Source organism: Pseudomonas sp. ATCC PTA-122608 (assembly GCF_001952855.1).
Classification (GTDB): Bacteria; Pseudomonadota; Gammaproteobacteria; order Pseudomonadales; family Pseudomonadaceae; genus Aquipseudomonas.
The window spans coordinates 335,514-356,312 of record NZ_LPNO01000002.1 but is presented as its reverse complement, the minus strand read 5'-3'; the positions used below and the strand labels follow the sequence as shown (position 1 = coordinate 356,312).

Below are 20,799 nucleotides of genomic sequence, written 5' to 3'. Positions count from 1 at the left end.
AGGAGCCGTTACTTCACGGCGCCGAAGGACAAACCGCGGACCAGCTGTTTCTGGCTGATCCAGCCAAAGATCAGGATCGGCGCACAGGCCAGGGTCGACACGGCAGACAATTTGGCCCAGAACAAGCCTTCAGGGCTTGAGTAGGAGGCGATCAACGCGGTGAGCGGCGCGGCGTTGGACGAGGTCAGGTTCAGCGACCAGAACGCCTCGTTCCAGCACAGGATCAGCGACAGCAACACCGTGGAAGCCAGGCCGCCCTTGGCGATCGGCAGCAGCACCCGGACCATTTCCTGCCACAGGGTGGCGCCGTCGAGGCGGGCGGCTTCGAGGATGTCCTTGGGGATGTCCTTGAAGTAGGTGTAAACCATCCAGACCACGATCGGCAGGTTGATCAGGGTGTAGATGATGATCAGCGCAATGCGCGTGTCCAGCAGGCCGAAGCTCTTGGCCAGCAGGTAGATCGGCATCAGCACGCCCACCGGCGGCAGCATCTTGGTGGAGAGCATCCACAGCAACGTGCCCTTGGTGCGCTTGGTCTCATAGAAGGCCATGGAGTAGGCGGCCGGTACCGAGATCAGCAGGCACAACGCGGTGGCACTGAAGGAAATCAGCACCGAGTTCCAGGCGTAGCTGAAGTAGTTGCTGCGCTCGTTGATGTGCAGGTAGTTCTCCAGCGTCGGCGTGAAGATGAACTGCGGCGGCGTGGCGAACGCGTCGATTTCGGTCTTGAAGCTGGTCAGCACCATCCAGAAGATCGGGAAGAAAATCAGGATCGCGATGGCCCAGGCCAGGGTGCCGAGCAGCACGCTTTGCAGGCGGCGGGATTGTTGAAGCGTCATGGCGCGGCCCTCAAGGCTTGTCAGTCAGGTTTTTGCCGATCATCCGCACCAGGATGATCGCCGCGATATTGGCGATGACCACGGCAATCAAGCCGCCGGCCGAGGCCATGCCCACATCGAACTGCACCAGCGCCTGGTTGTAGATCAGGTAGGCGAGGTTGGTCGAGGCGTAGCCGGGGCCACCGTTGGTGGTGGTGAAGATTTCCGCGAACACCGAGAGCAGGAAGATGGTTTCGATCATCACCACCACGGCAATCGGGCGCGCCAGGTGCGGCAGGGTCAGGTGCCAGAAGATCGCAATGGCGCCGGCACCGTCGAGGCGAGCGGCTTCCTTTTGTTCCTGATCGAGGGACTGCATGGCGGTCATCAGCAGAAGGATCGCGAAGGGCAGCCATTGCCAGGACACGATGATAATGATCGACAGCAACGGGTAATGGGCCAGCCAGTCCACCGGCTGGGCACCGAACAGCTTCCACACGTAGGCGAGAATCCCCGACACCGGATGGAAAATCAGGTTCTTCCAGATCAGCGCACCGACGGTGGGCATGATGAAGAACGGTGAAATCAGCAACACCCGCACCAGGCCGCGACCGAAGAACTCGCTGGCTTCCAGCAGGGCGCTGATCAGTACGCCAAACACCACGCTGATCAGCAATACGCTGCCCACCAGCAACAGGGTGTTGGTGGCGCCGGGCAAGAAGCCCGAGTCGGTGATGAAGTAGGTGAAGTTCTCCAGCCCCACGAATTGGTTTTCGCCGGGGTAGAGCAGGTTGTAGCGAATCAGCGAGAAGTACAGGGTCATGCCCAGCGGCACGATCATCCACAGCAGCAACAAAGCCACCGAGGGGCTGACGAGGAACCAGCCGGGGTTGATCAAGCGGCTTTTATGCGGCTTGTCCGGCGAAGCGGTTTGCACTTGGGCAGTGGTGGTATTCATGGTGATCAGGACCGAGTAGAGACAGGTACGCAAAGCCCCTGTAGGAGCGAGGCTTGCTCGCGAAGGGATTCCAGGCGCATCGCTGCGGTGGATGTACCTTTTTCGCGAGCAAGCTCGCTCCTACAGGTGTTGGGGGTTACTTGGGATAACCAGCCCGCTTCATTTCGCGTTCGGTGAAGGTCTGTGAATCTGCCAGGGCTTTGTCCACAGTGGAGCCACCGGTCAGTGCACTGGAGAAGAACTTGCCGACCTGGGTACCAATCGCCTGGAATTCAGGAATGGTCACCAGCTGGATGCCCACATACGGCACCGGCTTGGCCGACGGGTCTTTCGGGTTCGCGACTTTCAGCGATTCCAGCGTCACCTTGGCGAACGGTGCAGCCTTCATGTATTCGTCGCTGTAGGTCGACGTGCGGGTACCTGGCGGTACGTTGGCAATCCCGTCGGTCTTGGCGACCAACTGGCTGTATTCCTTGGAAGTGGCCCAGGTGGTGAAGACCTTGGCGGCGTCCTTGGCTTTGGAGCTGGTTGGAATCCCCAGGGACCAGGAGTACAGCCACGAAGTACCTTTTTCGGTTTTCTCGTGCGGTGCAAAGGTAAAGCCGACGTGGTCAGCCACCTTGCTTTGGGTCTTGTCGGTCACGAACGAGCCGGCGACGCTGGCGTCGACCCAGATCGCGCACTTGCCGCTGTTGAACAGCGCCAGGTTTTCGTTGAAACCGTTGCTGGAAGCACCCGGCGGGCCGGACTTCTTCATGTTGTCGACGTAGAAGTTCAGCGCGTCTTTCCACTCCGGCCCGTTGAATTCCGGCTGCCATTTCTCATCGAACCAGCGCGCACCGTAGCCGTTGGCCAGGGTGGTGATCAGCGCCATGTTCTCGCCCCAGCCGGCTTTGCCCCGCAGGCACAGGCCGTACTGTTCCTTGTCTTTATTGGTGAGTTTGGCGGCGAACTCGCCGATCTGCGTCCAGGTGGGGTGCTCAGGCATGGTCAGCCCGGCGTCCTTGAACAGGTCGGTGCGGTAATAGGTGATGGAGCTTTCGGCATAGAACGGCAGGGCGTACAGCGAGCCTTTGACGGAAAGGCCGTCACGCACAGACGGGAAAACGTCGTCCAGGTCGTAGGAGGCAGGCAGGTCCTTCATCGGTTCCAGCCAGCCCTTGGCGCCCCAGAGTGCAGCTTCGTACATGCCGATGGTCAACACGTCGAACTGTCCGCCTTGGGTGGCGATGTCGGTAGTGAGGCGTTGGCGCAGGACGTTTTCTTCGAGTACCACCCAGTTCAGCTTGATCTCCGGATGCTCGGTCTCGAAGGTTTTCGAGAGCTTCTGCATGCGGATCATGTCGCTGTTGTTGACGGTGGCAATGGTCAGGGTTTGCGCGCCAAGACTGACGGCGCTCAGGGTCATGCAGGTACAGGCAAGCAGAGCTTTAGCTGTGAACTTCATCGCGCACTCCATTTCTGCGCCCAGGGGCTACAGAAGGACAGTTATTGTTGTTGTGTCTTCCACGACTGCTGGAAGAGTGTGCGTTGATTACAGCCTTCAATTGGCGTGCTGACAAATCCTTGGGAGCACTTTTACTGATACTTTTTTGCACTCGGTCGGAAATGCGCTGAAACGGTTTACCGCGCAGGGCTTTACTGTAGGAGCGAGCTTGCTCGCGAAAAAGGTACATCCACCGCAGCGATGCGCCTGGAATACTTTCGCGAGCAAGCTCGCTCCTACAGGGGGGGGGCGTTGAATTGATTAAGCGAGGTTTTGCTCGGTCAGGCGCTGCACCGCCAAACGCCGGTAGTGCGAGGGCGTCATGCCTTTGAGCTGCTGGAACCGGCGGTTGAAGTTGGAGATGTTGTTGAAACCCGACTCAAAGCACACATCCGTCACGGCCTTATCGCCATCGGCCAATAGCTCGCAGGACTTGCTGATACGCAGGCGATTGACGAACTCGATGAAGGTGCGCCCGGTGGCTTGTTTGAATACGCGGGAGAAGTAGGTGGGCTTCATGCCGAGGTATTCAGCCACTTCTTCCAGGGACAACTCCCGGGCGTAGTGGGCAAAAATGTAGTCCACCGCGCGGTTGGTGCGGTCGATGCTGTGTTCATCGGCCAGTTGCGGGGTGGTCACGCCCGAAAGCAGTTGGTAATCCTCACAGGCACTGAGCACCTCCAGCAGGATGAAGAAGTGCCCGAGGCGCGCCATGCCCTGGGCGTCCTCGATGCGCTGCATCAGGTTCATGGCCTGGGCGATGGTTTTTTTGCAGCGAAATTCGATGCCGTATTGTGCTCGTTCCAGCAGTGGCGTCAGGGTCTTGAGTTCGGCGAATATCTGACCGCCGCCTTCAAACAGGTCGTCTGTGAAGTTCACCAGCATGTCGCGCTTGGGCACCACTTCGTCCTCGGCCACCTGGCTGATCCAGTTGTGGGGCAGGTTGGGGCCAGTGAGGAACAGGCTTTCCGGGTAGAAGTTGCCGATGTAGTCGCCGATGAACACCTTGCCGGAGCTGGCGACGATCAAATGCAGCTCGTATTCCTTGTGGAAATGCCAGCGCACTAAGGGGCACGGGAAGCCGTGTTGGCGATAGATGATGGACAGACCATTGTGATCGTCCATCAGCTCGTAGGAAGGATCGGTGATTCTCGCTGCTCGGGTCATGCTGCAGTCGCTTTATTGTGGGGTCGCAAAAAGGATAATGCCCCCTTGTGCGCCAGCTCGCCAGCGTCGGTGTTTATAGGCTGCGGTTTTTCGCCTCGCAAAAAACGGCGCGATCATCCATAACTGGCCAGGCATCGCGCCGTCTTTTGACTGGGTATCGGCGGGTCAGGCGCTCAAGGCGGGTTGGCTGTACCCATGGTCATCCGGGGTTTTCGGCAAATTGAACAGCGTGTTAGTCCAGTGGTTATCGAGGGGGCTCATGTTTGGGTTTCCAATTTCCCGGATCTTCCACCCCAATGCGTCCCATCTTTTCATGGTGGCCTCCAGCTCGGCGGTGTATTGCCTGGCGGGGCAGGCTATTTCGGCCCAGGGGTCAACGACCCAGGCATCAGCCCATTGGGCCTGCGAAAAGTCGGCAGTACCGCCAGGCAAGATAGACGGGCCGCCAACCACGGTAAACGCGTGAGCGTCGCCCGCTGACCAAGTATAAGCGCGACCCCCACTTTCGTTGATGATGTCCTGGGCGAGCAGGCTCATTTCCCCACAGTTCCCGGCGCCACTTTTCAAGGCCTGGGCTCCAAGGTCATTGGTGCGGGGATTCGCTGTTTTACGCAACCATGCAAGGGCCTCGTTCGCGGCATCGGCGCGTTTTATGTCGGAAAGTGAGCGTATCTGGTTGCTGGGACCCAACCCTGTGGCTTTCATCGCTCGGTCCACCGATTCCTTTGCACTCAGCGCATAAAACCGGTTTTTTTGTTCAGTGGTCATGCTGGCAAAGTCATTGGGTTTTGTCAGGACGGAAATCTTGTTCGGCATCATTGAAACATTGGTTTTGCCGAGCGCGCCTCGCGTTTGCAACTGGAACACGGCCTCACGCTGCTGCTCAGGGGTCATCGTGGCGGTCTTGTTTTTCAGGTCATTGATTTGAGCTTTTGAGTAGCCATTTTTTTCCAGTGACTTATACGCGTCGGTCAGTTTCGGCAGCGCGATGAAGTTGGCGTCGTTCGGATGTGCTGAATTGCCCTGCCGTATATAAAATTTTGATCGATATTTTTGTGCTAACGCCAACTCAAATTCTGTAGCGTTGCATTTGAGGAATGACACATCCGTTGCGGGTGGCGTAGTGAGCTTCACGTAATAGAACTCAGCAGTATCAGCCTCAATCACCAGATATTTCGATGGATCACCCGCTTTAGGGCTGGACACCACTATGCCCCTCATCTCACGTTGATCGTTGACGCTGCGGGTTATGCTGCCGAGCTTCACCACACGCGTTTCTTTTTCAAGAAACGGATTGGTTTTCTCAAAGGGGAGGCCGAAACCTGGATCGTTGATTATTTTTCCATCGATATGCATTTTGTATTCGATGGGTTGGTTGACGGGCAAAGGTACAAGCTTGGTGCCCATTTCAGTGTCGACCATTTTATGTATGCGCCTTTCCCTGACAACGAACCGGTCGCTGTTGAATAGTTTGCGCGGGGAAGGAAAAAGACGCTCATGCTCCAATGCCTGCAACTCCAGCTGCAACTCGTTGCCGGTGCTGACGATGATCCTGGAGAAGCACTCATCGTTGGTGCCGCGTCTTACCCTCGCGCCCGGCGCGGGTGGCACTGGGCAAACGGCTTCGAAGTTCTCCAACTGCGCCTCGTGCCCGGCTGATTCCACGTCCGTCAGTTTGCCAGGCCGTTTGGCGTTATAGCGATAGACTTTCTCGCCATCCACCACATCAAAGCCGTCGGAGCGGGAGATGACATAGGCATCTTCTGCCAATGATTGCTCGGTGACCAACGCCTTGGTGCCGTCAAAGAAGGTTTCAGTTTGCAGCGGGAGGGTTGATGGCGCGCGAGTGCTTGGCTGGATAAAGGGGTCTTCAGGTACGCTGCTTGCACCCACGGAAAACAGGCTGTTGAGTGCGCCATCTACGGCCTTTACAGCGCCATCTTTGCGCTCAGCCAAGGTGTCGCCCGATACCGATTTTTCTATGCCAAGAGCTGTTTCAGCGATCGCGGCGCTTGTAGCAACCCCAGCGACGATGGCGCCTGCTGGCGCAAACTTTGCCAAGAGTCCCGCAGCCACAGAGATGTCGTTGAGCCATGTGTCGCGAATCACCTCGCTGTTTGACTTGATCACCGTGTCTGCGTCACTGCTCATGCGTTTTTCGGTTGCATCAGTGATGTGCTTGAACACATCGCCGTGAATAATGATGTTGCCGCGATCAATGGTGATGCCTTCCAGCGGATCCCAGGCGTCTGTCCCCAACGTTGCCAAGGAGTTATCGACACCGTAATAACTGATGCCGTCTTGCCGGTCGTACAGCGAAAAGTGAGAGGCCAGGGCCTTGCGTTTGTCCGGATCTTTGGCCTGGTCGACGATCCACTGATCCATTTTTTCCAGAGAGTCGAAGCGCACGAAGGCCGGATCACCACCCGGCACGTAGAGTACCTGTCTGCCGTCACGCCGACCATTGAGGAACAGGTACTGCCCGTCATCCTGGGCCGTAAAACGCACGATATCGCTGGAGCCATAGCCGTTAATATCCAGGGCGTGGGCACGGACAAGGCCACGGGTCGATGTTGAAGCTTTCAACTGCTCTACGGTGACAGGGGCATCCTGCGCTACCGAAATGTTCGATGCTGCGGTTATCACCAGACGGTAGTCATCGACAGTGAATTTATGTTCATCCGCAAGTTTTGATTTTTCCGCAGGGGTTTTCGCCTCATAGGCCTTTAATTGCTGGCGGGCCTGGGCAATAAACTCGCCCTTAACGACGGTGCGATAGTCGTCACGGTGCTTGCCCCAGAAGTCGCCGAGCTTGGCAGTAAAGTTACTCTGCATATCGGTTTTCCAGCTTTCCTTCATGACGCTCGAAGGGGCGAGGGCAAACTTGTGGTGTTCACCGTAACCTGCGGCATCCGTGTACAGGCCCGATGTCGCATCGAGCATGCCAGGCACCCCGTCGGCCTCACTGAAGTTTTTCAGTAATGCATCCGGCAAGCGCAGAGAACTGATAATACGGGGGTGATTAAACTCTTCGGACCTCCGGACTGCGCCAAAACGGTTGTGGTAAATCGAATCTGCATCCACGGTTTTGCCCGTGAGCTTCAGTATGATTGCCTCGGCCAATTTCTTTGCTTCGGCACGTGGGTTTGGCAGTGCCTTGCCGGTCGTGTCGGCGATGTTTTCAAAGGTGGCTTTTTCAGCCGTGGCGCGGACAAGTCTGTCGTAATAGATAGCAGCTTGCACTTCATGTTTTTTAAGGGAAGGGATCGAATGCTCAGGGGAGGCCAGCACGGAGTCGAATGCACCCCTTTCTACCAGGTAGTCGGCCCTTTCCCGGGCTTGAGCGACAGTGCTGCTCGGAGGCTCATTGTAAAAACCGGCGACGATACCTAATGGCACGTCAATGAAACGGCTCAAGCGGGGCATTTGTAGTGACTGTTCCGAGCCTGGCACGATTACTTTGCCTATCGTCAGGATCGGGCCGGCGATAGACGCCCAGCCTGAATCATCTGTCAGCTCAAAGGTTTTCGGGGAGCCGTCCACCATGGCTGTCGCCTGACCGGTAGAGGGAACAACCTTGACGGTACCTGGATCAACGTTTTGCCGGACCAACCATTCCTGGACCGCTACGTGGTTAAACAAACCACGGTAGGCTTCGAGCCAGCGGCCCAGCGAGGAGTGACTTGGAACGGTGGCTGTTTCCTCTGATAAACCTTCGGACGCTCGTCTCAGCGCGCGGGAATAGCCGGTTACCAAGAGCGTTTCTTCGGAAAAAAGCTCGGCACCACCTGTCAGGAATGTCACAAGCGCGTCGACTTGTTCCCGGTTCTCCGGCAGTCGCTTGCCCAAGGTTTTCAGGACGCTTTCGACGCTGGCAGTGGCCCCAGGCTCGGTAGTGTGCAGTTGACTGTAGGTTGAACCGGGATGGATATTCACAAGGGAGCTGGCCAATACATGGGGGAGTGTGTTTAGCGTGATTCGGCTCGCGTCCAGGCGAGCACGAATCAGTTTTAGTTCCTTCCCAAGATTGTCCCGATCATAGATATCGCCAACGACTCGACGATGAGAGGCCAGCGCCTGTGGACCGCGGGCTTTCTCCGATTTGAGAATGGATTTGAAACTGGCGTCGTAGAACGCTTTTACCATCGATGTTTTCAGCGTACCGCTCATTACCTCAGGGTAAGACAACGGCGTAGGCTGTCCGCCGCCGATGACGACGGCTTCGGCGATTGCCAGGGTCAGGATCGCGGCATTCGAGATACTTCCATTGCTGAAGGGGATCTTCACCAATTCCCCGTCGACCAACCCGCTGACGCTTGAGTCGCCAGGATGAAACTGGATGCTGGAGGCTACAAAGCGGTTGTCTCGGATAAAGTCCTGAAAAGCAGGGCTGCTCAGTGCGCTGCGCAATTGGGTTAACCATCGCCCCAGCATCGACAAGGGAGGCACCTGCATCGATGCGTCGGGCTGTTGATCGGTGGCTTTTGCCAGGGTTTGCCCCACCTCGGCGTCGGCCTTGGCGCGAGCTTCGTCAACAACGGCCACTGTCGTGGCCAGGGGCGGGCTATGAGATGGTTGCGAGGCGGGTCGCGGGAAGCCGTTTTGCAGGGCGGCGCTCTGTTTGAGTATGTCCAGCAGGTCAGTGCCCAGTGTCGGCTGGGCGTAGAAGCCCAGCACTTGTTCAAGCGTGGCCGGCTTATGAGCAGGGTGATGTACCCGCGCCGTTGAACCACCCACCATGCGTTTGGCGGCCTGCTGGATCGCCTCACCTACTTCTGACCATCCTGAAAGGTCATGGAGGCTGAACGTTTTGTGTGTGCCATTGACCAGGCCGCTCAGCTCACCTGTGGCTGGATCAATACTGACACTGGACATCGAAATGCTGTGCTTCCTGACAAATTGCACGACCGCATCAGAGGACAGTGCGGTTTTCAACGCTTCGCGCGCTTGCCCGAAGCCCGAGTATTCCGGTAGGTCGATCAGCTCGTTCGTTGCCGTTTGGCCATAGGGACGGATTTCAGGGCGAAGGTAGAGCAACTCCCGTGCGCAGATTCGGGCCAGTTGTTGATCAGCCAGTTCTGTCCGCGCTGAAGGTATCAATGCTTCATTGACGGGGGCGAGTGCGCTGAACTGCTCAGGCGATAAACCGACAAGGTGTTGCTTGGCACTTTCCTGGCGCTGGCGAATAGCATCGACGTGTGAATTGCTTGAAGTCTGCGGTTGCAGGGCGTCAAAATCCCCCTGGTTCAGTAGCTGGCCAACGCGACCAAGCAAGGCTGCGGCAGGGTATCTATCCGTTTCACCATAGAACGCAGCAACCACATTGGCAGGCGCACTGTCTTTGCTGAAATATTGAATCGGGCCGTGCTGCCTGTCGACGGACAACTCGGCCAAGGCGGCAAAAACGTCGCCGGTCAGCGTGTTCCAGCCGGGCGTATTGTGGGCGTTGAACTCAGAGGCCTGGCCACTGAGCCGGATGGTTTGGGAGTCGGGATACAGTAATAGTGTGGAAAGGTCGATGTTCTTTGCTTTGGCAAAACTGGCAAAGGGCTCTGAACTCAACGCCCTGTCCAGCCGTGACCAGGGCTGGCTAAACGTTGAGTAAGGCGCGACGCGCACGGCTTCCTTGAGCGGGAGGCTCTGGGTGGTTCTGATGGCAAGCGAGCGCGCACTCAGGGCCTCGGCATACCCCAGGGCCATTTCCTTGTCACCTTGTTCGACCAGTGCACTACGGGTTTGTGTCAGCGTCGGCGGCGGGCTGGTTGGCGGTGGAGTGTCGGTTGAGCGGCGGGTCCGAAGGGTATCGCCATTGTCTTGGGTGAGGATGTATCCGTTGGAGGCAAGGAAACGGGACTCAACACTGCTCATGGAACCACCTTGAATTAATCGACACGTTCTGTGCAGGCCGGACGATACGACCGACTTATCCAACTATGTCGCTTCGCGCTCTGCAGGCGTTCCGAAGAATGCCCGCGGGAGTTTGTCGGTGTATTTCAAGATAAAGTGCGGCCCGCTCGCGGCGCGCCCCGCCAGCGCCTGTGTTATAGGCTGCGGTTTTTCGCCTCGATCCACTGCGCCATGTACTGGGTACTTTTGTGCAGGTGATGGCGCAACATGCTGCCGGTGAAGTTGTTGCGGCGATGCTCGCTCAGCTCATTGCGGCACTGCTCCAGGCGCGCCACCAGTGCCGGGCCGTGCAGGTCCTGGGCGTAACGGCGGGCGAGTAATTGCCGGCCGTCTTCCTGGGCCTGGGTCCAGCGCTCCTGGTCTTGATACAACGCAACCGCTTGCGCCGCCAGCGCAGTGGCGCTGTGCTCGACCACGCCGGGCCAGGGTTCACCCATGGCTTCGGCACCTACTGGCGTGGTGACGCTCGGTGTGCCACAGAGCATCGCATCGGCCAGCTTGCCCTTGATCCCGGCGCCAAACCGCAACGGCGCCAGGCAGATACGCGCAGCAGTCATCACCTGCAACGCATCCTCGGCCCAATTCATCACATGGAAGCCTTGGGCCGGGTTGTGCAGGGCAGCGGCCTTGGGCGGTGTGTAGGCGCCATAAACGTGCAGTTGAGCACCCGGCAGTTGCTGGCGGATCAGCGGCCACACGCTGTTCTTCATCCACAACACCGCATCCCAGTTCGGCGCATGGCGAAAGTTGCCAATGCTCAGGAAGTGCGCGCGGTCTTCAAACGGCGCGAAGGCTACGGTGGGCGGCGTCAGCATCAGCGGGCACCAGTGGAGCAGGGCGGCGGGCACCTTGAAGTGCTCGGTCAGCAACTGGATTTCCACATCGGAGATCATCAGGCTGATATCGCAGCGGTAGATCGCGGCGATCTCGCGCTTGGCCAGGTCAGTGTCGGCCATGTAAGCGAATTCGGCGGCCAGGTCCTGGCTGAACAAAGGGCTGAAGTCGTCAGCCTCGGGTTGCGTCTTCAGGAAATCCTTGAGGCGCTGGTGCCGGGCATCCCGCAGGCTCTGCAGGTCCGAGCTTTCCAGTACGCGAAGGGCATTCGGGCAGCATTTTTCTACGCGCCAGCCGAACTGTTCTTCCATCATGAAACGGTCGAACAGCACGATGTCGGGGGCCAGTTCCCGGATAAAGTCATCGAAGCTGCTGTTGTTCAATTCAATCGCACATTCGCGAATGCCCAGGGCGGGCAAGTCGGCCTTGTGCTCGCCGGCCGCGGCGGGGCTGGCGAAGGTCAGCGCCCAGCCTTGGGCCAGGAAGTTTTCGAGGATCTGCATCATGTGCCCACCCGCAGCCGAAGAGCGAGGTTCTGGCCAGACGTAGCCGATGATCAGAACTTGGATGGCGGATGGGCTCATGAGCAACATGTTCCTGTAGGCAGAAAAAAGGCGATTTAATCACGGCTGGGCATATGCAGGCACCGCTCAGATATTCAGCACGTCATGGCTGACGTGATTCTCTCAATCAAATTTTTTCTTCGCGTCGACGGTACCCTTTAGCCAGTCTGGGTCATCTGCATTGATCCAATCACCGTCGTTGCTACGGATAGCTTGGCCTTTTGCTTTCCACTCGAGCATTTTTTCTTTGAATTTCTTCATGTATTCGGGTGCTGGGCATTCTATTTCTGCCCATGGGTCAGAAATCCAGATGTCCTTCCAAACAGGTTCCGAGAAATCAACCGTTTTCACAGTGGGGCTAATATCCCCTACAACGGTAAACGCATGTTTGTCAGGCATTCCCATTACCCGTGCTTTACCCCCGTTCATTTGAATGATTCTTGCCGCAGTATGGGCCATATGGTCGCAGTTACCTGCGCCCGTTTTGAGGATGGTATTAAAATAGGCATCATTTGAAGCGTCAAACTTCTCATATAACCATGCCGTGAGAGGTTTGGAAGTATTGATCCTTTGCACATCCAAACTATTACCCGCTATACGTAAGTTGGCGGGGCCTACGCCGGTTGTAGAAATTTGTTTATCCACTTCGTTTTTGGCTTCGCGAGCAAAAAAATTATTTTTCTCCGATGGGACCAGTGCATTGAAGTTTGCCGGTTTGTTTAAGGTGGGAAGCCGCACTGGCTCCATTGCGATATCAATGTCGCGAGTAGTTCCCTTGTTCCAGATGTTGAATACAAATTCACGTTGCTTCTCAGGCGTCAGTGTCGCAACTCCGGCCTTCAGTTTATTCAACGTTTCGAGAGAGTGTCCCTTCCGTTTCAGGCTTACGTAAATGGAGTCGATGGGTGGCAAGTTTATAAAGTTGCCGGGTAAGGCTGGACGGCTTAATTGGAATTTTTCTTTGATGTTTTCGTAGTCGTAAATTAAGTGGTCGCTGGGGCTTTTTCCAAACTCTATGTGGGTAAACAGGTCTGTGTCACGATCAAGATCACGATAATAGAAACGTCCTGGATCAACTTCTACGACGAGGTATTTTTTACTTCCGGAAGGTACGATCAGTCCTCTTAACTCTCGCTTGTCGTTACTAATGTCAGAGATCGCGTCAAATTTGATGACTCGGCTTTCAGCGTTTAGCTCATTGGAGAAGTTCTTTTCAGCGAACCCGAAAAATTTATCATTGACAATAGTTCCCGATATGAACGGCTTATACTGTATTGGGGTGTTGAACGGATGCGGGACCAGTTTGTCGTTCACAACATTAAAAAGGCGGCCCTCGTAGACCACGGTTCGGGTGCCGTTGTATCTGATCGGAGCAGGGAATAAGCGTTGGTGCTCCAATGCTTGGGATACCTGCGCAGATTTGGAGAGTTTCGGTTCAATGATTTTTGGAAAGCAAAGATCATTGAGCCCACGCCTCACTCGTCCTCCAACGGCTGGAGCGGGGCAGTACGCTTCGAAGTTATCCAGTTCCTTATAGTGCTCGGCAGATTGCAGATCGGTTAATCGATCTGGACGGGCAGGGTCGTAGCGGTAAACCTTCTCGCCATCAACAAGATCGTAGCCTTTTGACCTATTAATGATGTGTGCATCTTTGGAAAGGGTCTTTTCTGAAAACTGCACCGTTGTGCCGTCGGCCAAGGTTTCCTGCAGTAGAGGTACCGAAGCGTCGCTGCGAAAGCCCACCAGCGGCGCACCGTAGGCGCTGCCGGTATTGGGGTTGACCGCATACCATTTATCGCCCTCGTATTTCGCCAGCAACTCAGTTCTTTCCGCGCCGTTGGCTATCGAACTGATGATCCCTTTGGCGATGCTGGCTTCCTTGAGCAAGTTGTTGGACGCAGCAAATTTGTGCCCGAAGGAGGGAATGGTCGAGTAAAACGACTTGGCGTTTTTGTGGGTTGCCGCCACCAGTCCCATCAAGTCATCGGCGTTTGATGTGGCTTTGGTCAGCATGACTCTCAGGGTGTTCAGCGATTTGGCGCTATGGCGCAGTGCCGTGCCCAAGCCTTTGGGGCCCGGTATCAGCATCATGGTGGCATCGATCAAAAAGCTGCCGATCGCTTCTGCCGCGTTGCCCTCAATTGCATATTTCAGGGTGGTGCCAAAAGGCAGAAGGCTGAGTGCTGCGGCGGCACCGGCCTCGGCGTAACGCTGCTGCAGCTCGACGGCGCTTTCGCCTGCGGCCATGCTCATGAACATCTTTTTGGGCACGACAAGATGTTCTTTTGCGGCGACAGAGGCCAGATAGACGGTCTTGCTGTTGGAGTAAGACAGGCCGGGCGTCTTATCGCGGTGCTGTGGTACCCAGGGAGTCTCGGGTATGAGCTCTTCAATAATCAGTTCCGAACGTGTATTGCGTACCGGTTCTGTACCGCTGCTATAGGCGTCCCAGTCGAAAGCCTGGCGTTTGTCGGTTTCATAATTACTATAGGGCACCACATTTCTGCCCGCCGGCAGGTCCGCCGGCAGATCGGTGCGTACGACGATTTTTTTCAGCCCGGGGAACACCTCGTAGTAGCGCACGTCCGAGCCGAGCTCTGAGCGAATAATGATGCCATGACGACCTTTGCCATTTTCGATCGCCTCCTGGCTGACCAGGTGTGACGCGCCGGAAATAGCCTTCCTCAGCGAGTAGAACTTCTGCGTACCGAGGTTGAGATGTTGCTGATCTGTTTCAGGCAACTGCGATAGCAGGTGCCGGACCAAATAGGCCTCGGACCTCTGAAGATTGTAGTGATGAAAGTCGGCATCGGACTTGAACACCCTTGGAATATTGTTGAGCCGTGAGAATTTTTGCTCAAGGTCGTGCATGGAGACCTGGCTGTTGATGGAACGCCAACGCCCCTTGACCAGTTCGCCCGACATGTGTGCGTCCAGCAGGCTGTAAAAGGCATTCTGGTCGCCGTCGATGCTTTGCAATACGGGTCTTTCAAAATTGATCGACTCTCCATAAACGCGCTTCAGTTCATCAAGCGCCATTTGCCTGCGGGTGGGTATGGGCTTGAGCAAATGTTGGCCGGCAAACCCCAAGTCCGAAATCTCTTTTTTGTAGGCCGATTTAGCGGTGGCGATGTCGCTCGACGAGTAATTGCCGTCATCTTTTTTCGGCAGGGCGCCGTTGGTAATCGCCCAATCGATCATTGATTCGCGCAGGGTGTACAGGTTGAGCCATTCTTCATCATCGGTAATCGGCTCCAGTTCTGCGAAATCGGTGATTTGCGGGTAACTCATGGTGGCGCTTGCGCCGGGTGCCAGGTGCTCTATTTTCGATATGGCGCTGCTCAGCGAGGCCCATTGATGGGTGCCATAACGCAGGTCGTCGGGCAACCCCTGGGCCAGCAGTGCTGGCGCGGCGTGAGACAACATCAGGTAGGCGGCAACATCCTTGTGCGCGGGTTGCACGCGACTCTGGGTCATCAGGTGGTCGCCGACAGACTGGACAATGTCCGCCGGTTTCTTTCCCCAGTTGCCTGGCTGATCAAGTTGATAGTGCGCAATTTTGTTACGGGTGGCTCCGGCATTGGCGTCCAGGCTCAGTACCAGGGCCGATAGCACCAATTCGCGACGGCTTGTGGGGGTGGGCAAGATGCCCAGCTCGGCCTCCAGCGTTTGCCCAAGCGCCAAGGCCTTGGGGTGCGTGAGCATCTGTTCGAGTTGCTCCCGAGGGGACGCGGGCGTCGCAGTGTGGGTGGGTCCCATCAAGGTGGAAAACAGTGTTTGGCCGGGGGCTATTTCTGCTTGTGCTGCAGCGCTCAGTTGCCTGCGCTGAGCAGTGCTCAATGACGCCGGTGTGGACAGAAATCCCCAAAAGTTGGCCAGGGGCGGGCTTTGCGGAACAGGCGTGCGCAATACGTCCAGCAGGTTACCGAATCCCTCGTCGGTGGTCGGCAGCGTCCAGCCTTTGCCGGTGATAAAGTCTTCGGCTCTGGTAAAACCCTTGGGTTGATGGGAGGAGTTGGGGTCAACTTCGAAGCCGGCCAGGCGCATACCTACGAGGTGGTTATGCAGTTTGCGCTTCAGGGTATTACGGTCATTGATGTCACCCAGTACCTCACGCTGATTTTGCAGGGCCTGCTCACTGCGTGAGGCGGCCAGGCGTTCGGTCGGCGGGGCAAAACTATAAGTGCTGGCCAACTGCGCGAGGCTTGTCGGGTCAAGGTCCTGCCCGTAGAAGTGTGCCACCAGCCAATGCGGAACGGCGGTTGCGTCGATGTGGTGCAGTGCGACAGGTCCGTTAATACCGCCGGCAAAGATCTTCGCTGCTGCCAGCACCGGGCCTGCAACCTCTCGCCATCCGGATTGATCGTTCAGGTTGAAGACCTTTGTCTGATTGTTGACGGTGGCCATCAGCTGATTGGTATCCGGGTAAAGGACGATCCCCCAGGGTCGAATGCCCTGGGCTTTTGCCCATTGCTGAAATTCCGGGTTCTTCAATGCATTGTTCAACTGGGCCTGCCACTCGCCCAGGGTCGAGTGAGGCGGGACCACGATATTCGTTTGCCCCTTGAATCCATTTGCGAAGGCACTGCACAGATTTTGCGCCAAGGCCCTGTCGCCCGCTGCACGGGTATTGTCGCTGGTTAGCGGAGGGGTGGTTGGGTTGAGGACTGGCGCCAAGCTCTCGAGGGGCGCAGGGTAAGAGTTCGGGGTGCGCCCGGTGGTCAGGCTGGCGTTGGAGAGTGTCATCAATGAGTTCCCGAATAGGTTTTCAGACTTGGCACAGGCCGCTGATAGCGGTCTGTGGTGTCACCTATGTGGTGAAATCCGAAGGGGTGATTCCAATAAAACGGGAATGAAGCTTGAACGGGTGTTGCGAGGCGGCGCGCAACAAGCCTCGATGACTTTGTTGCGCGGCTTAAGCGCTTAGCGGGGAGCTTTCACTGGCGTCGGCAAGGTGACGAGGTTGACGTAGCCATCCCAGAACTTCTTCTGGTCCACGGCAAACACCACCTTGGCCTTCTGCGTGCCCACCGGAGCACCTTTCTTGTAGCCCAGTGCCCGGCCGTAATCGGCGCCGAAGGTGGTGTCTACGTCCACCCACAGTTCACGGGATTCGGTGACGATCTCGGGGCTCACGAGAAACAGCGCCGGCAGGCTGTCCCAGGTGAAGCTGTGGTAGGTGTGGTCTTTGTCGAACAGTGGGCCGAACTCGTGTTTGTACAGGTCGGCAATCGCGCCTTTGTGGGCAATCACCCGCTCGTACACCGTCTTGTCGAAGGTGACTTTCTCACAGACATCGTTGGGAAAAATCACGTGTTCGATCGGCGAGCGCAACACGATCTTCGCGGCCTCCGGGTCGAACCACCAGTTGAACTCCGCCGCCGGCGTGGTGTTGCCCGGAATCTCAAGGGCACCGCCCATGTACACGATGCGCTTGATCAACGGCACGATGTCCGGCGCCGAACGAATCGCCAGGGCAATGTTGGTCAGTGGGCCGACCGCCAGAATCGTCACCTCGTGGGGATTGGCCCGCACGCTGTCGACGATGAACTGCACGGCGGTTTCCTTGCGCAGCGTGGTGTGGGTCGCCAGCCCGTCCGGCGGTGCTACCCGCTGTGATGCGCTGGTTGGCCGCGGGTTCTTGAATGCGCCTGGCCAGCCGGAGCCGAACAGGGATTTTTCCGCCTCATAGGTGGCGTAGTCATGCAGCAGCGGGTAGGCGGCGCCGGAATAGACGCCGACCTCCTTTTCCACGCCCATGCGCTCTACGGCCTTGAGGGCATCCACCTGTTCCTGGTCGACCCAGGCATTGCCGCTGACCAGGGTCATGCCCAGCAGGTCGACGCGTTTTTGCCCATGTAGCTGGGCAAGCATGATAAAGGCCTGGCCGTCATCGTTGAGCACGTTGAAGTCGGTGTCGAAGATGACCTTTTCTGCGGCCTGCGCCGTACCGGCACACAGGCCGAAGGCGACAAGCAGGGCACAGCGCTTGATGAAACCTTGCATGGAGACTCACCCCAGGAATTGTTGTTATTAACGGTTCACCAGTTTCGCCGGCAAGGCGATGACCAGGAAGCTGCTGAGAATCAGGCAGCCGGCGAAAAACCACAAGGCGCCTGCGCTGCTGCCGGTGACGTCAATCGCCACCCCCATCAACGAGTTGCTCACCAGGCCTGCGATGTTCGCCAGCGAGCAGGCCAGGGCGAACCCGGTGGCGGCTGCGGTGCCTTTGAGAAAGGTCGCCGGCAGGCTGAAAAACACCGGCACCGCACCAATGATCGCCGCCGAGGCAATCGCAAACAGGGCCACGGTGGCGACCACGTTATGGGTGAAGAAGGTGCTGGCGGCCATCGCTGCCGCGCCGATGAAAAACGGCACGATGATGTGCCAGCGGCGTTCGCGGTGTTTGTCGGAGCTGGCGCCGATCAGCAGCATGCCCAACAGTGCGGCCACGCTGGGCAACGCGGTGAGGATGCCGATGTGGAAGGTGTCGGTGATGCCCGCGTTGCGGATGAACGTCGGCATCCAGAAGCCCATGGCGTAGGCGCTGAGCAGGATCGAGAAGTCGATTCCGCCGAGCATCCATACCTTGAGGTTGAAGAAACCGTCGCGGAAGCTGTGCTTGCTGTCGGCACCGTCGGCGTCGTCCTTGCGCAACTCGCTTTCCAGCAGGGTCTTTTCTTGCGGCGAGAGCCATTTGGCTTGCTGGTAGGAGTTGGGCAGTGCCCAGAAGGTCCAGATACCGAGCAGCACGCTGGGTACCGCCTCGATCAGGAACAGCCACTGCCAGCCACGCAGGCCGCCCGTGTTGTCGAAATGGCTCATGATCCAGCCGGACAATGGGCCGCCGATCACGCTGGACAGCGGCAGGCCGATCATGAACAGGGCGATGATTCGCCCTCGGCGATGGGTGGGAAACCAGGTGGTCAGGTAATACAGGACGCCAGGCAGGAACCCGGCTTCGGCGGCGCCCAGCAGGAATCGCAGGATGTAGAACTGGGTGGTGGAAGTGACCAGCATGGTGCAGGCCGAGAGCAGGCCCCAGGTGATCATGATGCGGGCGATCCAGATCTTCGCACCGACCTTTTCCAGGATCAGGTTGCTCGGGACTTCGAAGAGGATATAGCCGACAAAAAACAGCCCGGCGCCGAGGCCGAACGCGGTTTCGCTGAAGTGCAACTGGTCGAGCATTTGCAGTTTGGCAAAGCCGATATTGATGCGGTCCAGGTAGGCTGCGAGGTAGCAGAAACACAGGAACGGAATCAGCTTCCAGGTGATCTTGTGGTAGAGCGTGTTGACCGGATCGGCGACCGTAGTCGCGGGCGCTGCATTCGCAATGGGCATTGGGGTGTCTCCTGGCGGTGACTTATGGTTTTTATACAGCCGCTTTTTTTTCAGCACTTCGGAGTGCTGAGAAAGCGACGTCCAAAGGCAGTGTCAGAAGAGTGCAAGACCGCGCTCTGTGGCGCGGTTCTTAATGAAACATTATTGCTCCTTGAACTTGTTCATCGCCTCCTGCTTGCTGACCACGTCGCCGTACTTGCTGTCGATATCAAACAAGTTGGCTTCATGGGGCGCCGGGTGACGGTCGCCGACGCATTCGCGCACGACGATGGTACGAAAGCCATGTTGCACTGCATCGACTGCGGTGGCGCGGATGCAGCCGCTGGTGGAGCAGCCGGCGAGCACCACGGTGTCGATGCCCTGGGCGTGCAGCATCGGGGCCAGGCTGCTGCCGAAAAACGCGCTGGCGTATTGTTTGGTGATCACCACTTCATTGGCCAGGGGCAGGACTTCGGGGCAGAAGGCTGCCATGGGGTTGCCTTCGACCATGTCTTTCATCACCGGGGCCTTTTTTACCCAAATACCGCCGTCGGCGAAATGGCCGGGATGGTAACGGATATTGGTGTGGACCACGCTAATCCCGTGACGCCTGGCGCACGCCAGCAGTTCGACACTTTCGGCCACGGCGATGCGCACTTCGGGGGCAAACAGCGGCGCGCCTTCGGTGGTATAGCCTTGCATGAAGTCGATCATCAGCAGGGCGGATTTTTTGCCGAAGCCGATTCGGTTGCCCCAGACGCCCTGGTAGTTGGCGTCGGCGGATTGTTCGGTCATCTTTCAGTCCTCGGTAATGGACAGTGCACATACCTTGTGGCGAGGGAGCTTGCTGTGGCGAGGGGGCTTGTCCCCCGTTGGAGTGCGAAGCGCTCCCGGCTTTTTTGGGGCCGCTGCGCAGCCCAACGGGGGACAAGCCCCCTCGCCACAACAAGCCCCTTTGCCACAAAGGTGTTGTCAACTCAGGGTTAGTAGGCGCCGGAGAGCAGGGCGCCGGCGCCGGGGACGATGGGTTCCAGGTCCAGGGCCTTGAGCATGGCGTAGGTGGTGGCGATGGCGGCGGTGAGTACCGGCAGGCCGGTTTGCGCTTCGACCTTGGCCACCACCGGCAACGACTGCATTTGCACGCAGGCCGACAGCACGATCACGTCGACGCCTTCCAGGTTCATCCCGGCAACGATGGCCGGCAGGTTGGCCGGGTCGTGGCGGGCCACTTCGAGGTTGTCGGGGATCTCCAGGGCGTGCCAGTCCACCACTTCAAAGCCTTCTTCGCGAATGTAGTTCACCACCAGTTCGGTCAGCGGTTTCATGTACGGCGCGACGATGGCGATGCGCTTGGCACCCATGACTTTCAGGCCTTCGATCAAGGCGCCGGCACTGGTGATCACCGGGGCGTTGGCGTCGTTGTCGGCGGTGGCCTTGCGCAGGCGTTGCTCGGAGTTACGGTGGTAACCCAACCCCATGGCCATGATCGCCACCAGGCAGGCGTAGCCCAGCACGTCGACCTTGGCGTCGGACAGTTCGATGGCGCAACGGTCGGACTCGCCGTCCATCGCCGCCAGTTCTTCCTTGCGCACTTGCTTCATGCGCATGCGGCTGGAGTGAAAGGTGAAACGTTCCGGGCGGATCGCCTGGCGCGCGTTGAGCATCGCCGGGATCTCGGTCTCCATGGTGGTGTTGGAACTCGGCACGATCTGGCCGATACGGTAAGGCTTGAGCATGATGGTC

At 57.6% G+C, this 20,799-nt stretch carries 11 protein-coding genes; all 11 read right to left on the bottom strand.

Annotation, left to right across the window (positions count from 1 at the left end; translation table 11 throughout):
- Positions 1–8: 8 nt before the first annotated feature.
- Positions 9–839, bottom strand: a complete 831-nt coding sequence (locus AU074_RS04090) for a carbohydrate ABC transporter permease (RefSeq protein WP_003215312.1) — start codon at positions 837–839, stop codon at positions 9–11.
- A gap of 10 nt (positions 840–849) precedes the next feature.
- Complete coding sequence (locus AU074_RS04085) at positions 850–1,776, bottom strand: carbohydrate ABC transporter permease (RefSeq protein ID WP_076013612.1); 927 nt, start codon at positions 1,774–1,776, stop codon at positions 850–852.
- Positions 1,777–1,912: 136 nt separating this feature from the next.
- A complete protein-coding gene (locus AU074_RS04080; protein ID WP_076013611.1) occupies positions 1,913–3,223 on the bottom strand; it encodes a sugar ABC transporter substrate-binding protein in 1,311 nt (436 codons plus the stop codon).
- 300 nt (positions 3,224–3,523) lie between these two features.
- Positions 3,524–4,429, bottom strand: a complete 906-nt coding sequence (locus AU074_RS04075) for an AraC family transcriptional regulator (protein ID WP_076013610.1) — start codon at positions 4,427–4,429, stop codon at positions 3,524–3,526.
- 165 nt (positions 4,430–4,594) lie between these two features.
- The gene (locus AU074_RS04070; RefSeq protein WP_143503530.1) at positions 4,595–10,297 is read right to left on the bottom strand and encodes a dermonecrotic toxin domain-containing protein; all 5,703 of its coding nucleotides are present in this window, start codon (positions 10,295–10,297) and stop codon (positions 4,595–4,597) included.
- Positions 10,298–10,470: 173 nt separating this feature from the next.
- A complete protein-coding gene (locus AU074_RS04065) occupies positions 10,471–11,754 on the bottom strand; it encodes a glycosyltransferase (protein ID WP_076013608.1) in 1,284 nt (427 codons plus the stop codon).
- 102 nt (positions 11,755–11,856) lie between these two features.
- Complete coding sequence (locus AU074_RS04060) at positions 11,857–16,479, bottom strand: hypothetical protein (protein WP_076013607.1); 4,623 nt, start codon at positions 16,477–16,479, stop codon at positions 11,857–11,859.
- Positions 16,480–16,656: 177 nt separating this feature from the next.
- Positions 16,657–17,739, bottom strand: a complete 1,083-nt coding sequence (locus AU074_RS04055) for a nucleoside hydrolase (protein WP_076013606.1) — start codon at positions 17,737–17,739, stop codon at positions 16,657–16,659.
- Between the two features lie 27 nt (positions 17,740–17,766).
- Positions 17,767–19,077: an MFS transporter gene (locus tag AU074_RS04050; protein WP_076013605.1), complete on the bottom strand. Its 1,311-nt coding sequence runs from the start codon at positions 19,075–19,077 to the stop codon at positions 17,767–17,769.
- 141 nt (positions 19,078–19,218) lie between these two features.
- Positions 19,219–19,851: an N-carbamoylsarcosine amidohydrolase gene (locus AU074_RS04045; RefSeq protein WP_076013604.1), complete on the bottom strand. Its 633-nt coding sequence runs from the start codon at positions 19,849–19,851 to the stop codon at positions 19,219–19,221.
- A 188-nt stretch (positions 19,852–20,039) separates the two neighbouring features.
- Complete coding sequence (locus AU074_RS04040) at positions 20,040–20,792, bottom strand: Asp/Glu racemase (protein ID WP_076013603.1); 753 nt, start codon at positions 20,790–20,792, stop codon at positions 20,040–20,042.
- Positions 20,793–20,799 lie beyond the last annotated feature (7 nt).

Coding starts and splice junctions, on each gene's coding strand:
- AU074_RS04070 (WP_143503530.1), bottom strand. CDS start 10,297: ATGAGCAGTGTTGAGTCCCGTTTCCTTGCCTCCAACGGATACATCCTC.
- AU074_RS04090 (WP_003215312.1), bottom strand. CDS start 839: ATGACGCTTCAACAATCCCGCCGCCTGCAAAGCGTGCTGCTCGGCACC.
- AU074_RS04055 (WP_076013606.1), bottom strand. CDS start 17,739: ATGCAAGGTTTCATCAAGCGCTGTGCCCTGCTTGTCGCCTTCGGCCTG.
- AU074_RS04040 (WP_076013603.1), bottom strand. CDS start 20,792: ATGCTCAAGCCTTACCGTATCGGCCAGATCGTGCCGAGTTCCAACACC.
- AU074_RS04050 (WP_076013605.1), bottom strand. CDS start 19,077: ATGCCCATTGCGAATGCAGCGCCCGCGACTACGGTCGCCGATCCGGTC.
- AU074_RS04045 (WP_076013604.1), bottom strand. CDS start 19,851: ATGACCGAACAATCCGCCGACGCCAACTACCAGGGCGTCTGGGGCAAC.
- AU074_RS04060 (WP_076013607.1), bottom strand. CDS start 16,479: ATGACACTCTCCAACGCCAGCCTGACCACCGGGCGCACCCCGAACTCT.
- AU074_RS04080 (WP_076013611.1), bottom strand. CDS start 3,223: ATGAAGTTCACAGCTAAAGCTCTGCTTGCCTGTACCTGCATGACCCTG.
- AU074_RS04085 (WP_076013612.1), bottom strand. CDS start 1,776: ATGAATACCACCACTGCCCAAGTGCAAACCGCTTCGCCGGACAAGCCG.
- AU074_RS04065 (WP_076013608.1), bottom strand. CDS start 11,754: ATGAGCCCATCCGCCATCCAAGTTCTGATCATCGGCTACGTCTGGCCA.
- AU074_RS04075 (WP_076013610.1), bottom strand. CDS start 4,429: ATGACCCGAGCAGCGAGAATCACCGATCCTTCCTACGAGCTGATGGAC.